Raw genomic sequence first — 15,046 nt, 5'->3', positions numbered from 1 at the left:
ACGGGCCTTCAGCGAAGGACTCGGCTCAGAGCGCCGCGACCTGCTTGGCGATGGCCGACTTGCGGTTCGCCGCCTGGTTCTTGTGGATGACGCCCTTGCTGACGGCCTTGTCGAGCTTCTTCGACGCCTTCGCGAGAGCGGCGGTCGCCGCCTCCTTCTCGCCGGCGGCGATGGCCTCACGCGTCTTGCGGACGAGCGACTTCAGCTCGGTCTTGACCGCCTTGTTGCGCTCGCGGGCCTTCTCGTTGGTCTTGTTGCGCTTGATCTGCGACTTGATGTTTGCCACTGTGTCGTAGGACTTTCGTTTCAGGTGGGAATCGGATGTCGCCGCGCGCCAGGAAGAGGGCTGTCGCTCGGCATGTGTGGGTGGCCCCACACGCAAGCCAAGGATCGATCTTAGCAGGTCATCCTGTGCCGTCCGATCCGGCGGCCGACGCGGAGGCCGAGGCGAGGGCGAGATCGATCGCGGCATTCGCCACCCGCGGGCGCATCACCGTGACCAGATGGGTGGAGCGGCGCACGAGGATCAGCTCGGCACGCGGCACAAGCCGGGTGAACAGCCGCTCGTTGACGCGCAGCTGATCCCACTCGCCGTTGACGAACCACACCGGCATCGACCGCCGCTGCAGGCGCGTGAGGGCCCTCACCATGTCCAGATCGCGCAGCGACCCGAGCGCGATGTCCTCCTGCGTGAGCGAGTAGCCGCCCGCGCCGAAGTCGTACCGCGTCTCCAACGGCAGCTGCGCGTCGAGGGCGCGCTCCACGAACCAGCGGCCGTTGCGCGGCAGGCGATTGAAGCTGCGCGTGACGAAGCGGTAGGCGCTCAGCGTGGCGCCGCGGGGGAGCGCCGTGCACGAGAACGCCACGAACGCGGCAACGGGCGGCGCCGCCCCCGGCCGGCCCACGTATGCGGTCGAGAGGATCCCGCCGAGCGAGTGGCCCGCGAGGACGACCGGGCCCTTCTCGGCGGCGGCCGTCACGGCCCGATCGATCGATCCGATCGCCTCCTCCAGCGACCATCGCTCGTCGATGCGGGAGCCGTGGCCGGGAAGATCGATCGCGTGCACGTCGACCCCGCGCTCCTGCAGGTGCGACACCTGGGCGCGCCACATCGTGGCGGACGTGCGGATGCCGTGGACGAGCACGACCTGGGCCGGCACGGGCGCGTCACCCCCTTTCGGACGATGCCCCGCCGGAGCGGGGCCGGCGGGGCATCGATCCTACAGCGAGGCGAGCAGGGCGCGTCGGGCCTCGCGGCGCTCGCGCTGCTCGGCCGGGTCCGGCACGGGGGCGGCCGCCAGCAGGCGCTTGGTGTAGTCGGCCTGCGGGTGGTGCAGCACGCTGCTCGTGGTGCCGTGCTCCACCATGTGGCCGTCCTTCATGACGAGCACGTGGTCGGCGAGCAGGTCAACCACGGCCAGATCGTGGCTCACGAACAGGCACGCGAACGCGTACTCCTGCTGCAGCTCCTTGATCATCTCGAGCACCGCGGCCTGCACCGAGACGTCGAGCGCCGAGGTCGGCTCGTCGGCGATGAGCAGCTCCGGCTTGAGCATGAGCGCCCGTGCGAGCGAGACGCGCTGGCGCTGACCGCCCGAGAGCTCGTGCGGGTAGCGGTTCACCACGTCGCGCGGCAGCCGCACGGCATCGAGCAGCTCGTGCGCGCGCTCCAGCCGGGAGGACTTGGTTCCCACGCGGTGGATCACCATCGGCTCCATGAGCACGTCGCCGATCGGGAAGCGGGGGTCGAGCGAGGCCGCGGGGTCCTGGAACACCACGCCGATGCGCCGGCGCACGGCCTTCGCGCGGCGGCGCGAGATCGACGCGAGATCCTCGCCGTGCACGGCGAGCGTGCCGTCGGCGACGGGGATGAGTCCGAGCACGGCCTTGGCGATCGTCGACTTGCCCGATCCGGACTCGCCCACGATGCCGAGGATCTCGTTCTTCGCCAGGTCGAACGAGACGCCCTCCACGGCGCGGAACCGCTTGCCGCGCATGTGGTACTCGATCGCCACGTCCTCGGCGCGCAGCACGAGCTCGCGCCCGGCCACGGGAGCCTCGTCGCCGTGCCCGGTGACGAGCTCGACGTTCTCGAGGCGCGGCACGGCGGCCAGCAGCTTCTTCGTGTACGGGTGCTGCGGATTGGTGAGCACGTCCTGCACGGGCCCCGTCTCCACGAGGCTGCCGCGGAACATCACCGCCACGCGATCGGCGAGGTCGGCGACGACGCCCATGTTGTGCGTGATGAGCAGGATGCCCGAGTCGAGCTCGTCCTTCAGGCGGCGCAGGAGGTCGAGGATCTCGGCCTGCACGGTCACGTCGAGGGCCGTGGTCGGCTCGTCGGCGATGATCACCTTGGGGCGCAGCGAGATGGCGATCGCGATGACGATGCGCTGGCGCTGACCGCCCGAGAACTGGTGCGGGTACTGCTTGATCCGCTTCTCGGGCTCGGGGATGCCCACCAGGCGCAGCAGCTCGATGGCGCGATCGACCGCGTCAGCGCCGTACGCGACGTCGTGCAGCTCGAAGGTCTCGACGAGCTGCGTCTCGATGGAGAGCACCGGGTTGAGTGCCGTCATCGGCTCCTGGAAGATCATCGCGATCTCCGTGGCCCGCATCGCGCGGATCTTGTCCTGCGGGAGGCCGACGACGTTGACGCCGCCCACACGGGCCTCGCCGGTCACGACCGCGTTGGCGGGGAGCAGGCCCATGGCGGCGGTCGAGGTGACCGACTTGCCCGAACCGGACTCGCCCACCAGTGCCACGACCTCGCCGGGCTTCACGTCGAGCGAGAGGCCCTTCACGGCGTGCACGAGCCCGCCCTCGGTGGCGAAGCGCACGTTCAGGTCGGTGAACGAGAGCGCGGGTGCCGCGTTCGGATCGACGGCGGTCATGCGCGGCCTCCCTTGTCCATGTCGTATCCGCCCTCGGTGTCGGCGGCGTCGGGGTTGCTGGGGCCCGGCTGGATCTCCACCTGCGGCGGCACGATCGCCGCGGCGGGCGCCTGCTTGTTGCGCCCCGACCAGTCGAACAGCCCGGCGCGGCGGATGCGGCCGCTCTGACGCGGGTCGAACGCGTCGCGCAGGCCGTCGCCGAGGAAGTTCACCGCGAGGGCGAACGCCACGATCAGTCCACCGGGCCACCAGAACAGCCACGGGCGGTTGGTGAACGCACCCTGGTACTGGTTGATGAGCAGACCCAGCGAGGTCTCGGGCGGGCGCACGCCGAAGCCCAGGAACGACAGCGAGCTCTCGAGGAGGATGGCGCTGGCGATCGCGAACGTGGCGTTGACGATGATGACGCCGACCGTGTTGGGCATGAGGTGCTGGAAGATGATCCGGCCCGCGCCGGCGCCCATCGACTGGGCGGCGGCGACGAACTCGCGCTCGCGCAGCGAGAGGATCTCGCCGCGGACGAGGCGCGCCAGTCCCGTCCACGAGATGAGGCCGATCATGAGCGCGAGCAGGAACACCGAGCTGCCGATGTTGCCGGCGATCTGGCCCAGCGCGGCCGCGATGGCCAGCAGCGGGATCACGATGACGACGTCGGTGATGCGCATGAGCACCGAGTCGGTGCGGCCGCGGAAGTACCCGGAGACGGCGCCCACCACCGAGCCGATGAAGGTCGAGATGATGCCGACCACGAGGCCCATGATGATCGAGCGCTGCGTGCCGACCATGACGAGGGCGAAGTAGTCCTTGCCCGTGCTCTCCTGGCCGAACGGGTGCTCGCCGAGGTGGATGCCCTCGCCGCCGAGCCAGGTCGGGATGAGGCTGAGGGTCGGCGCCCCGCCGTTGACGACGGTGCCGGCCTGCGTGTAGCTCTTGTCCCACCAGCCGGGGATCCCGAGGAAGCCCATGGAGCTGAACGAGACGCCGACGATGATGATGATCGCGACGAGCGAGATCATCGCCGCCTTGTGGCGGAAGAAGCGGCGCCGGACGAGCTGGCCCTGCGAGAGCGGCTTGGCGCTCTTCTTGAGAAGCGCCGCGTCCTCGGCCTCGGCGAGGTCGTAGATGTCGGTCGACGTGACCGGGGCGGAGTTGTGGCTGTCGGTGGTGCTCATACTCGGATCCTCGGGTCCAGGACGGCGTAGAAGATGTCCGCCAGCATGTTGAAGACGATCGCGGCCAGGCCGGTCACCAGGAAGAACGCCATGACCGGCGCGGGGTCGACCTGCTCGAGCCCCGTGCTGAACATCGCGCCCATGCCGGTCCAGCCGAACACGCGCTCGGTGATGACGGCGCCGCCGATGAGGCCCGCGAAGTCGAACGCGGCGATCGTGGCGATGGGGATGAGGGCGTTGCGCAGCGCGTGACGGAAGATCACGATGCGCTCCGGGGCGCCCTTGGCGCGCGCGGTGCGGATGAAGTCCTGACGATTCACCTCGAGCATCGAGCTGCGCGTGTAGCGGCTGTAGCTGGCCAGCGAGATCACCGTGAGCACGAGCGTCGGCAGCAGCAGCTGCGTGGCGTGGTCGAGGAAGACCTGCCAGAAGTCGCCCGTGAAGTTCGGCGTGTGCGAGCCGATCGTCGAGATGGGGCGCGGCTTCTTGTCGAGGAAGCTCGGCCACGTGCGGAAGAGGTGGTCCAGCACCGTCAGCCCCGCGCCGATCACGCCGGTCGCGACGCTCGCGCCGATGGCGACGTTGCGGTAGCGACCGCCCATGTAGTGCGCGATCACCCACGGCACCGCGACGGCGAGGACGAGCCCGCCGATGACGATCCACCAGTTCATGTAGTAGATGAACACGTTGATCAGGGCGAACTGCATCACGATCACGATGCCGGCCGTGATGAGCACCGGATAGAGCACCTTGCGGTTCTGCAGGCCGACGCTGAGGATCACGATCGTCAGCGCCGCGGCGATGGTGAGCACGGCCACCCCGACCGGCCCGAGCTGCGGCTGGCGGAAGAAGTTCAGCGCCAGGAGCGTCGGGATCGCGATCGCGAAGAAGGCCGCGGTGATGGCGAAGGTGATCAGCCGGCGCCTGAGCGAGCCGCCCAGGAAGATCTGCATGAGCAGGCCCGCGACGATCGCGATGATCGCGATCTCGATCGGCGTGAACTGCGGATCGCGCAGCCAGTCGTTGTAGCCGATCGCCAGGTACTCCTTGAAGAGCACGGCGGCCCAGAACACGGGCAGCGAGAAGAAGAGGAAGGTCAGGAAGGTGACGCCGTAGTCCAGGCCCGAGTACTGACGCACGGCGGTCAGCACACCGATCGCGATGCCCACGACGAGGGCGATGATCGTGGCGAGGAAGACGAGCTGCAGCGTGGAGCTGGCGGCCTGGCCGAGCAGCGCGGCGACGTCCTGGCCGCTCCGGTTGAGGCCGAGGTCGCAGGCGCCGACGACGCACTTGCCGACGCCGGTGAGCCAGGTGAAGTACCGCTGGTACCAGGGCATGTCGAGGTTCATGTACTCGATGCGCTGCTGGATGAGCAGCTCGCGGTTCTCCGCGTTGCTCTCGCGCAGATCGGCGAGGGGATCGCCGGAGTTGATCGCGAGGACGTACATGAGCACCGACGAGGCCAGCAGGATGCCTACGGCCGCGGCGAGGCGCCTGAGGATGAAGATGAGCACGAGATGAGGGTTCCTTGGTCGTCGGCCTGTCGCAGACGCGACATATCGGTGGCCTTCACGGGAGTGTGGCCCGGCTCAGAGAGAGCCGGGCCACACCGCCGGTGATTCAGGCTCGCAGATTACTCTGCGCGGTGCCAGTTGTACGCGTTCCAGCTGATTCCGCTCTGCGTCGTGGTGCGCTCAACGCCCTCGATGTCCGAGGCGGAGGCGTCCACGCCGGGGTGGGCGAAGACCGGGATGCCGTACAGCGTGTCCCACAGGAGCTTCTCGATCACCTTGGTCTGCTCGAGGTGCACCTCGGTGTCGAGCGACGAGACGAGGGTCTCGTACGCGGCGTCGACCTCGGGGTTCGAGTACTGACCGTAGTTCTGCGGCTTGCCGGTGGCGTAGATGTTCTGACCAGAGGTGATCTGGCCCGAACCGGCCCACGCGAACAGCGCGACCTCGTAGTCACCGCGCTCCTGCGTGCCGCCCGGGGCGAAGAAGTCCTCGTTGCCCGCGTCGACGATGTTGAAGCCGGCCTGGTCGCACGACGACTTGATCATGGCGACCTCGTCGGTGCGGCGGGGGTTCGGAGCCGAGTAGCCGATGCGGACCTCGGCGCCCGTGGCACCCTCCGCCTCGACGATCGCCTTCGCGCCCTCGATGTCGACCTCGTCGTACTGGCCCGCGTAGGACTCGCTGACGACCTCGTCATAGGTCTCCTGGAAGGGGAACACCTCGCGGGCGTTCATGACCTCGGCCTCGGGGTCCAGCGGCTTGATGAGGTTGTCGACGATCTGCTGGCGCGGGACGCACATGGCGAAGGCCTTGCGCAGCTCCAGGTTGTCGGCGAACAGCGAGCCCTCGACGAAGTTGAAGTCGAGGTGCTCCCACGTGAGCGTCGGTCCCGTGTGGATGGTCGCGGCGTCGCCGATCTCCTCGAGCTGGGCGATCGTGTCGACCGTCGGCTGCGGGGAGATGACGTCGACGTCACCGTTCTCGAGCGCCTGCGGCATCGCGTCCTGCGCGATGAAGCGGAAGACGATCTCGTCGTTCTGCGGCGCCAGCTGCTCGCCGTAGTACTCCGGGTTGGCCTTCAGCGTCACCGACTGCGTGGCGCTCCACGAGTCGAGGATGTAGGGACCCGACGAGGGGATGAGCTCGGCGTCGGGCAGCGTGCCCGGCTCCGTCATCCAGCCGTTGTTCCAGAACTCGGCGGCCGGGGCCAGTGCCTTGGTGTCGCCCGAGAGGATCGCCTCGGAGAGCTCCTCGACGGTCATCCCGGCCTGCTCGGCCACGACGTGCGCCGGGTCGAGGATGTAGGTCTGGATCTGCCAGTCGGGGTCCGGCGCGGCGAACTCGACCGTGAAGGTCTTGCCCGTCGGGTCGCCCTGCGGGCCGGCGGGGATCGTGTCGCCGAGGTCCTGCGAGACCGAGTTGAACAGCGGGGCGTCGCCCGAGGTCAGGTTCGGGTTCTGGATGCCCCAGGCCAGGATCGCGTCGGCGACGGTGATGGGCGTGCCGTCCGACCACACAGCGTCATCGCTGATGGTGAACTCGACGACCATCGGGTCCTCCGAGACCAGCTCGAACGAGCCGAGGTCCTCGTTGGGGACGATCGATCCGTCGGGACCGAAGTAGGCGAAGCCGGCCTTCAGCTGGTCGGCGATCGCCGAGTTGTACGTCGAGTACGACTCGGGCGTGAAGCCGTTGTAGCTGATGAAGTCGTTCGGGCCGACCGTGACCGCGATGGACTGGCTGGTGGTGCCTTCGCCGTCACCGCCGTTGTCGCCGCTGTCGGCGGGGGCGCAGGCCGTGAGGGCCAGGCCGAGCGCGGCCGCAGCAGCCACTCCGCCATAGATACGTCGCAGACGCATTCCTTCTCCTTGGGTTGGGTGATGCTGGGGACGCGTCGAGGGCTCTTCGTCGCTGCCGTCCGGGGACGACCCCCATCCATAGTTGGTCACTCTCACACACCGAATGTTCCGGGGATGTTACGGAGCCGGACTTCGTGAGGAAACCGTGATCAATCGTTATGAAGCAATCCGCTGATTGTGAGTGGTGCAGCCCGGGCGTGTCTGAGCGATCTGCTCGGATCGACCCGCGGAGGGGCGGACAGGTCGCGCACCGTAGAATCGGACGGACATGTCTCCCCGTGCCCTGACGCCGCTCCAGCCCGCTGCCACGCCGCCCGAGCGCATTCGCAATTTCTGCATCATCGCCCACATCGACCACGGCAAGTCGACGTTGGCCGATCGCATGCTGCAGCTGACCGGCGTGGTCTCGGATCGCGACATGCGCGCGCAGTACCTGGACCGGATGGACATCGAGCGCGAGCGCGGCATCACGGTCAAGAGCCAGGCGGTGCGCATCCCGTGGGAGCTGGACGGCCAGACGTTCGCGCTCAACATGATCGACACGCCCGGGCACGTCGACTTCAGCTACGAGGTCTCGCGCTCGCTCGCGGCGTGCGAGGGCGCGATCCTGCTCGTCGACGCCGCGCAGGGGATCGAGGCGCAGACGCTCGCGAACCTCTACATGGCGCTCGAGAACGACCTCACGATCATCCCGGTGCTCAACAAGATCGACCTGCCCGCGGCCGATCCGGAGCGTTTCGCCAAGGAGCTCGCCGACCTCATCGGCGGCGACCCCGACGACGTGCTGCGCGTCTCGGGCAAGACCGGCCAGGGCGTCGACGAGCTGCTCGACCGCCTCGTCGAGCGCATCCCGGCGCCGGTGGGCGATGCCGACGCGCCGGCGCGCGCGATGATCTTCGACTCGGTCTACGACGCCTACCGCGGCGTGGTCACATACGTGCGCATGGTGGACGGCCGGCTCGAGCCGCGTGAACGCGTGCAGATGATGTCGACGAAGGCCACCCACGAGCTGCTCGAGATCGGCGTGTCGAGCCCCGAGCCGGAGCCGACGAAGGGCCTCGGCGTGGGCGAGGTCGGTTACCTCATCACGGGCGTGAAGGACGTGCGCCAGTCGAAGGTCGGCGACACGGTCACCAACCAGCGCAAGCCGGCCGAGACCCCGCTCGCGGGCTACGTCGAGCCCAAGCCGATGGTGTTCTCGGGCCTGTACCCGATCGATGCCAGCGACTACCCGGAGCTGCGCGACGCGCTCGACAAGCTCAAGCTGTCGGACGCCGCGCTCGCGTACGAGCCGGAGACGTCGGTGGCCCTGGGCTTCGGCTTCCGCTGCGGGTTCCTCGGACTGCTGCACCTCGAGATCGTGACCGAGCGCCTCTCGCGCGAGTTCGGGCTGGACCTCATCACGACCGCGCCGAGCGTGATCTACGAGGTCACCACCGAGACCGGCCAGACGATCGTCGTCACCAACCCGAGCGAGTACCCCGAGGGCAAGATCAACGCGGTCTCGGAGCCGATCGTGCGCGCCTCGATCCTGACGCCGAAGGACTACGTCGGCACGGTGATGGAGCTGTGCCAGCAGCGCCGCGGCACGATGGAGGGGATGGACTACCTCTCCGAGGAGCGCGTGGAGCTGAAGTACACGATGCCGCTCGGCGAGATCGTGTTCGACTTCTTCGACCAGCTCAAGAGCCGCACCCAGGGCTACGCCAGCTTCGACTACGAGCCGGCGGGCCAGCAGGAGGCTGACCTGGTGAAGGTCGACATCCTGCTGCAGGGCGATCGGGTCGACGCGTTCAGCGCGATCGTGCACCGCGACAAGGCGTACTCGTACGGCACGACGATGACCGAGCGGCTGCGCAAGCTCATCCCGCGGCAGCAGTTCGAGGTGCCCATCCAGGCGGCGATCGGCGCGCGGATCATCGCGCGCGAGAACATCCGCGCGATGCGCAAGGACGTGCTCGCCAAGTGCTACGGCGGTGACATCACCCGCAAGCGCAAGCTCCTCGAGAAGCAGAAGGAGGGCAAGAAGCGCATGAAGATGGTGGGCCGCGTCGAGGTCCCCCAGGAGGCCTTCATCGCCGCGCTCTCGGGAGACGTCGAGACCAAGGGCAAGTAGGCTGTGCAGATGCGCCGGGGCACGTTCCGAGACGAGACCGTCGACTACGCCGCCGTCGGCGGCTCTCAGGCCGACGACCTGCTGCAGTACCCGCCGGAGAAGAGCCTGCCGGCGATCGAGTCGATGCGCATCGGCAGCGGCGAGGAGCGGTTCCGCACGGCGGCCGAGGAGCTGCTGTCGTGGGGCGCGCAGCGCGGCGCCAGCATTCGCGTCGCCGAGGTGCGGCCCGCCGCCGGCCCCGCCTACACGGGCGTGAGCTTCGACGGCGAGGGCAACCCGATCGCCCCGGCCGGCATGGAGGGCGAGCAGCGCTTCGACGCCGAGGGCACGCCGCTCGTGAGCGCGGGCGCGACCGTCAAGCTGCAGGGGCGCGTGCGCGGCCACCACGCCGGCGGCGAGTACCGCGTGATCTTCGTCGTCGAGGAGAAGCGCCGGGTCGGCTTCGCGCTCGGCACCGTGGGCGGCGCGGTCGTCAGCGGCGAGGAGTCGTTCATGATCGAGTGGCGCGACAACGACGAGGTCTGGTTCTCGGTGCGCGCCTTCGATCGCCCCACGCGTCCGCTGGGCCGCCTGTTCCCGGGTCTCGTGCGCCGCCGTCGTCGCGCGCTGTTCGACCGCTACCTGCGGGCCATCTCGCCGCTGTTCGCGACGCCGTCCTGATGCGGGCGCGCAGCTGATGGGCGCGGCCCTCCCGATCGGGGATCCCGCGCCGCCCGACGGCGCCCTGCCGGCCGACCTCGCTGTCGACCCCGCCGCCGATCTCGGCGTGTACCTGCATGTGCCCTTCTGCCGGGTGCGCTGCGGCTACTGCGACTTCAACACGTACACCGCCACCGAGCTGCGCGGGGCGCGCCAGGACACCTACGCCGACACGCTCATCCGCGAGGTCGAGCTCGCCCGCACCGTGCTGGGGGACGCCGGGGCCGCGCGCCCCGCGACCACCGTCTTCTTCGGCGGCGGCACCCCGACGCTGCTGCCGGCCGGCGACCTGGCGCGGATGCTCGCGGCGGTGCGCGACGCGTTCGGCCTCGAGGCCGGGGCGGAGATCACCGTCGAGGCCAACCCCGACACCGTCACCCCGGCGGTGGCCGACGAGCTGGCCGCCGCCGGCGTCACGCGCATGTCGGTCGGCATGCAGTCGTCGGTGCCGCACGTGCTCGCCGCGCTGGATCGCACGCACACGCCCGCCAACGTCGGCACCGCCGTGGCCGCGGCGCGCGCCGCCGGGCTGGACGTCTCGGTCGACCTCATCTACGGCGCCCCGGGCGAGAGCCTGGCCGACTGGGAGGCCTCGCTCGAGACCGCCCTCGGCCTGGAGCCCGACCACATCTCGGCGTACGCGCTCATCATCGAGGAGGGCACGAAGCTCGCCCGGCAGATCGCCCGCGGCGAGGTGCCCGAGCCGGACGGGGATCTCCAGGCCGACATGTACGAGCTCGCCGACGCGCGCCTGGCCGCGGCCGGGTTCGGCTGGTACGAGGTGTCGAACTGGTCGCGCGGGGGAGCGGCGCACCGCTCCCGCCACAACCTCAACTACTGGCGCGGGCAGGACTGGTGGGGCTTCGGGCCCGGCGCCCACAGCCACGTCGCCGGCCTGCGCTGGTGGAACGTGAAGCACCCGGCGGCCTACGCCCAGCGGCTCGCGGCGGGGGAGTCGCCCGCCGCAGGCCGCGAGCGCCCCGACGCCGAGGCGCGCCTTCTCGAGCGCGTGCTGCTCGAGAGCCGCATCCGCGAGGGGCTCGCGATCGCCGACCTTCCTCCCGGACGACGCGAGGCCGTCGCCGGCCTCATCGCCGATGGCCTCATCGAGGGCCTCGCCGCGATCCGCGGGCGCGTGGTGCTCACCCTCAAGGGTCGACTGCTCGCCGACGCGGTGGTACGGGCGCTGACCGACTGAGCGGGTGGGCCTGGTCTCGACTTCGCCGCTGCGCGGCTCCGCTCGACCCGTCTCCGCTCCGGCGCTTCGCGCCTCCGGTCGACGAGCCGTGACCCCGACGGCTCGTCGACCGAGCGAAGCGAGCGGAGACGGCTCGAGCGAGCGAAGCGAGTCGAGAGCGGGGACCCGGGACCGAATGGTCGGTTCCCACCCATTGGTGGCGCCGCAGGATAGAATTGGCACTCCAGTGGGACGAGTGCCAGGAGGGAGCGCGCATGGTCACGGAACGAGGCCTGCAGGTGCTCCGTGCGATCGTGCAGGACTATGTCGACACGCATGAGCCGGTCGGCAGCAAGGCGATCGTCGAGCGCCACGCCTTCGACGTCTCGGCGGCGACGATCCGCAACGACATGGCGATGCTCGAGGACGAGGAGCTGATCACGGCTCCGCACACGTCGTCGGGCCGCGTGCCCACCGACAAGGGCTACCGCGTGTTCGTCGACCATCTGGCCGAGATCCGGCCCCTCACCTCGGCCCAGCGGGCGGCGATCTCGACGTTCCTCGCCGATCCGCAGGACCTCGACGACCTCCTCACCCGCACGGTGCGCCTGCTCACGCAGCTCACCGGCCAGGTGGCGCTCGTGCAGTACCCGTCGTTCGCGCGCGCCAACGTGACGCATCTCGAGCTCGTGGCGATCGAGCCGTCGCGGCTGATCGTCATCCTCGTCACCGACACCGGTCGCGTCTCGCAGCGGCTCACGACGGTGCCGGCGATCCTCGAGGAGGCCGACGTCGCGCTGCTGCGGGCGCAGCTGTCGATGCTCGTCACCGGACGCTCCGTGGGCGAGGGATCGGAGCGCGTCGCGGCGCTGCTGGGCACCGCGGCGGAGGCCGGCAACCGGCTCGACGGCGCGGTGCGCGAGCTCGCGCGCGTGATCGGCGACGAGCTGGAGGAGTTCCGGCAGAACCGGCTCGTGATGGCCGGCGCGGCCACGCTCGCGCGGCGCGAGCAGGACTTCCGCGGCAGCATCCACCCGCTGCTGGAGGCGATCGAGGAGCAGGTGACGCTCCTGCGCCTGCTCACCGAGATGGAGGCCGACGAGCAGGGGCTGGCGGCGAGCATCGGCCGCGAGAACGAGCCGTTCGGCCTCGGCGACGCCTCGCTCGTGGCCAGCGACTACGACACGCGCACCGGCACGGCGCGTGTGGGGCTGATGGGGCCGACCCGCATGGACTATCCCAGCAACCTGTCCGCGGCACGGGCCGTGGCGCGGTACCTGACGAGGCTGCTGGACGAGGACGCCGCGCGCCGCTGAGGCGCGACGGAGACAGGATCGGATCGTCGGCACGGCGATCCCGGAAAGGCGACTGTGGCAGACCACTACGAGGTGCTCGGGGTCTCGCGCGAGGCGAGCGACGAGGAGATCAAGAAGGCGTACCGCAAGCTGGCACGCCAGCTCCACCCCGATGTGAATCCGAGCCCCGACGCGGCCGAGAAGTTCAAGGACGTGACGCACGCGTACGACGTGCTCAGCGACCCCGAGCAGCGGCGCCGCTACGACATGGGCGGCGACGACGCCTTCGGTGGCGGGGGCTTCGGCGGCTTCGGCGACATCTTCGAGACGTTCTTCGGCGCCGCCGGCGGCGGCCGCGCCGGGCGTCCGCGCGATCGCCGCCAGCGGGGCGAGGACGCGCTCGTGCGCCTCACGCTCGAGCTCGGCGACATCGTGTTCGGCGTGCACCGCGACATCGAGGTCGATACCGCCGTGCTGTGCGAGACCTGCCAGGGCTCGTGCTGCCAGCCGGGCACCCACCCGGAGCGCTGCGACATCTGCGGCGGCTCCGGCCACGTGCGCACCCAGGTGCGCAGCCTGCTCGGCAACATGGTCACCACCCAGCCCTGCGGCTCCTGCCAGGGCTTCGGCACCGTGATCCCTCACCCGTGCCCGACGTGCCACGGCCACGGCCGCGTGCGCGCGCGCCGCACGGTCTCGGTCGACATCCCCGCCGGCGTCGAGAGCGGACTGCGCCTGCAGCTGCCCGGCTCGGGCGAGGTCGGCGAGGCCGGCGGCCCGAACGGCGACCTGTACCTGCAGGTCGAGATCGCCCCGCACCCCGTGTTCGGGCGGGAGGGCGACGATCTGACGGCGGTGGTCGAGGTCGCGATGACCGACGCGATCCTCGGCACGAACGTCACCGTCGACGGTCTCGACGGGCCGGTCGATCTCGAGCTGCGGCCGGGCGTGCAGTCCGGTGACGAGCTGCGCATCGAGGGCCGCGGTATCACGGGCCTGCGCTCGAAGCGCCGCGGCGACCTGCGCGTCGGCGTCCGCGTGGTGACCCCCACCAAGCTCGACGCGAAGACCCGCTCGCTCGTGGAGGAGCTGGCCCGCCGGCAGAAGGCGCCCGCCCCGCGCCTGTCCGAGCACCATCAGGGCCTGTTCGCCAAGCTCCGCGACCGGTTCCGCGGCTGAGATGGCGCTGCACTTCGTCGACGACGCGGCCGCCGACGCGCAGCCGGGCGACGAGCTCGAGCTGACCGGCGCCGAGGCGCACCACGCCGCCGCGGTGCGCCGCGTGCGCCCGGGCGAGGCCGTGACGGTCGGAGACGGGCGCGGTGTGTGGCTGGAGGGCGAGGTGATCGCCGCCGAGCCCAAGCGCGTGCGCGTGCGCGTCGACGCGCGACGCGTGGAGGAGCGCGCCGCCCCGCGCCTCGCGCTGGTGCAGGCCCTCGCCAAGGGCGACCGCGACGAGCTCGCGGTGCAGGCTGCCACCGAGCTCGGCGTCGACGAGGTCGTGCCGTGGCAGGCCGCTCGCAGCGTCTCGCGCTGGGAGGGCCCGAAGGCGCGCAAGGGACGGGATCGGTGGGTCGCGATCGTGCGCGAGGCCGCCAAGCAGGCGCATCGCGCATGGGTGCCCGAGGTCGCCGAGATCGCGACCACCGGCCAGCTCGCCCAGCGCGACGGGCTGATCCTCGTGCTCGATCCGTGGACCGACACCGCGCTGTCGCGCGTCGACATCGCCGGCGTCGAGGAGCTGACGCTGGTCGTGGGCCCCGAGGGCGGCATCGCACCCGACGAGCTCGAGCGCCTCGAGGCGGCCGGCGCCCGCCGCGTACGGCTGGGCGACACCGTGCTGCGCACCTCGACCGCCGGGCCCGCGGCCCTGGCCGTGCTGAACGCGCGGCTCGGCCGTTGGTGACGGTCGCTCACTAGACTTGTGGCTATGAGCGAGCCGTCCATCTTCACGCGCATCCTGCAGGGAGAGATCCCCGGCGAGATCGTCGCGCAGAACGAGCGCGTGTTCGTGCTCCGCGACATCCACCCCCAGGCCCCCGTGCACCTGCTCGTCATCCCCAAGACGCAGGAGTACGCGAACGTCGCGGAGCTCGCCGCCGGCGATCCCGCGCTGCTCGCCGAGGTCGTCGCCATGGCCCAGAAGGTCGCCGCCGAGCACGCCGACGGCGACTTCCGCCTCATCTTCAACTCCGGTGCCGGCGCCGGACAGACGGTGTTCCACGTCCACGCACACGTCCTCGCCGGCGGACTCGAGGAGAAGAAGCTCGTTGGCTGACGCCCCCTACACCGACCGGGTCTACGCCGACGGCGTGGC

Annotated in this window: 13 protein-coding genes; 7 read left to right on the top strand and 6 right to left on the bottom strand. The window is 70.3% G+C overall.

What is annotated here, in order from left to right; genetic code table 11:
- Positions 1-25: 25 nt before the first annotated feature.
- From rpsT to E3O41_RS07140, 6 genes are all read right to left on the bottom strand, one after another.
- Entirely contained in the window at positions 26-286 is a 261-nt protein-coding gene (gene rpsT, locus E3O41_RS07165) for a 30S ribosomal protein S20 (RefSeq protein ID WP_067023522.1), read from the bottom strand.
- Positions 287-404: 118 nt separating this feature from the next.
- Complete coding sequence (locus E3O41_RS07160) at positions 405-1,160, bottom strand: alpha/beta fold hydrolase (protein WP_083990802.1); 756 nt, start codon at positions 1,158-1,160, stop codon at positions 405-407.
- Positions 1,161-1,220: 60 nt separating this feature from the next.
- The gene (locus E3O41_RS07155; protein ID WP_067023520.1) at positions 1,221-2,894 is read right to left on the bottom strand and encodes an ABC transporter ATP-binding protein; all 1,674 of its coding nucleotides are present in this window, start codon (positions 2,892-2,894) and stop codon (positions 1,221-1,223) included.
- A complete protein-coding gene (locus tag E3O41_RS07150; RefSeq protein ID WP_083990801.1) occupies positions 2,891-4,066 on the bottom strand; it encodes an ABC transporter permease in 1,176 nt (391 codons plus the stop codon). The genes E3O41_RS07155 and E3O41_RS07150 overlap by 4 nt, the downstream gene beginning before the upstream one ends.
- On the bottom strand, positions 4,063-5,583 hold the full coding sequence (locus E3O41_RS07145; RefSeq protein ID WP_067023518.1) for an ABC transporter permease: 1,521 nt from the start codon (positions 5,581-5,583) through the stop codon (positions 4,063-4,065). The genes E3O41_RS07150 and E3O41_RS07145 overlap by 4 nt, the downstream gene beginning before the upstream one ends.
- Before the next feature lie 119 nt (positions 5,584-5,702).
- Positions 5,703-7,442, bottom strand: a complete 1,740-nt coding sequence (locus tag E3O41_RS07140; RefSeq protein ID WP_067023516.1) for an ABC transporter family substrate-binding protein — start codon at positions 7,440-7,442, stop codon at positions 5,703-5,705.
- Between the two features lie 268 nt (positions 7,443-7,710).
- Here E3O41_RS07140 and lepA point away from each other — a divergent pair, with 268 nt between their 5' ends.
- From lepA to E3O41_RS07105, 7 genes are all read left to right on the top strand, one after another.
- A complete protein-coding gene (gene lepA, locus E3O41_RS07135; RefSeq protein ID WP_067023514.1) occupies positions 7,711-9,558 on the top strand; it encodes a translation elongation factor 4 in 1,848 nt (615 codons plus the stop codon).
- Positions 9,559-9,567: 9 nt separating this feature from the next.
- Entirely contained in the window at positions 9,568-10,218 is a 651-nt protein-coding gene (locus tag E3O41_RS07130; RefSeq protein ID WP_067023510.1) for a DUF1990 domain-containing protein, read from the top strand.
- 16 nt (positions 10,219-10,234) lie between these two features.
- A complete protein-coding gene (gene hemW / locus E3O41_RS07125) occupies positions 10,235-11,455 on the top strand; it encodes a radical SAM family heme chaperone HemW (protein ID WP_135012199.1) in 1,221 nt (406 codons plus the stop codon).
- Between the two features lie 254 nt (positions 11,456-11,709).
- A complete protein-coding gene (gene hrcA / locus E3O41_RS07120; RefSeq protein ID WP_067023503.1) occupies positions 11,710-12,750 on the top strand; it encodes a heat-inducible transcriptional repressor HrcA in 1,041 nt (346 codons plus the stop codon).
- A gap of 54 nt (positions 12,751-12,804) precedes the next feature.
- Positions 12,805-13,908, top strand: coding sequence for a molecular chaperone DnaJ (dnaJ, locus tag E3O41_RS07115; RefSeq protein WP_067023501.1), 1,104 nt, complete (start codon positions 12,805-12,807; stop codon positions 13,906-13,908).
- A 1-nt stretch (position 13,909) separates the two neighbouring features.
- Positions 13,910-14,635 (top strand): 16S rRNA (uracil(1498)-N(3))-methyltransferase, encoded by a 726-nt coding sequence (locus E3O41_RS07110; protein WP_067023498.1) that lies wholly within the window; start codon positions 13,910-13,912, stop codon positions 14,633-14,635.
- Between the two features lie 24 nt (positions 14,636-14,659).
- Positions 14,660-15,007: an HIT domain-containing protein gene (locus E3O41_RS07105; RefSeq protein ID WP_067023495.1), complete on the top strand. Its 348-nt coding sequence runs from the start codon at positions 14,660-14,662 to the stop codon at positions 15,005-15,007.
- The last annotated feature ends 39 nt before the right edge of the window (positions 15,008-15,046 follow it).

It is taken from the genome of Microbacterium sediminis, assembly GCF_004564075.1.
GTDB classification, from domain to species: Bacteria; Actinomycetota; Actinomycetes; order Actinomycetales; family Microbacteriaceae; genus Microbacterium; species Microbacterium sediminis.
This window is presented reverse-complemented; position numbering and strand designations above follow the sequence as displayed.

Coding starts and splice junctions, on each gene's coding strand:
- hrcA (WP_067023503.1), top strand. CDS start 11,710: ATGGTCACGGAACGAGGCCTGCAGGTGCTCCGTGCGATCGTGCAGGAC.
- E3O41_RS07140 (WP_067023516.1), bottom strand. CDS start 7,442: ATGCGTCTGCGACGTATCTATGGCGGAGTGGCTGCTGCGGCCGCGCTC.
- E3O41_RS07155 (WP_067023520.1), bottom strand. CDS start 2,894: ATGACCGCCGTCGATCCGAACGCGGCACCCGCGCTCTCGTTCACCGAC.
- lepA (WP_067023514.1), top strand. CDS start 7,711: ATGTCTCCCCGTGCCCTGACGCCGCTCCAGCCCGCTGCCACGCCGCCC.
- E3O41_RS07110 (WP_067023498.1), top strand. CDS start 13,910: ATGGCGCTGCACTTCGTCGACGACGCGGCCGCCGACGCGCAGCCGGGC.
- E3O41_RS07130 (WP_067023510.1), top strand. CDS start 9,568: ATGCGCCGGGGCACGTTCCGAGACGAGACCGTCGACTACGCCGCCGTC.
- hemW (WP_135012199.1), top strand. CDS start 10,235: ATGGGCGCGGCCCTCCCGATCGGGGATCCCGCGCCGCCCGACGGCGCC.
- E3O41_RS07150 (WP_083990801.1), bottom strand. CDS start 4,066: ATGAGCACCACCGACAGCCACAACTCCGCCCCGGTCACGTCGACCGAC.
- E3O41_RS07105 (WP_067023495.1), top strand. CDS start 14,660: ATGAGCGAGCCGTCCATCTTCACGCGCATCCTGCAGGGAGAGATCCCC.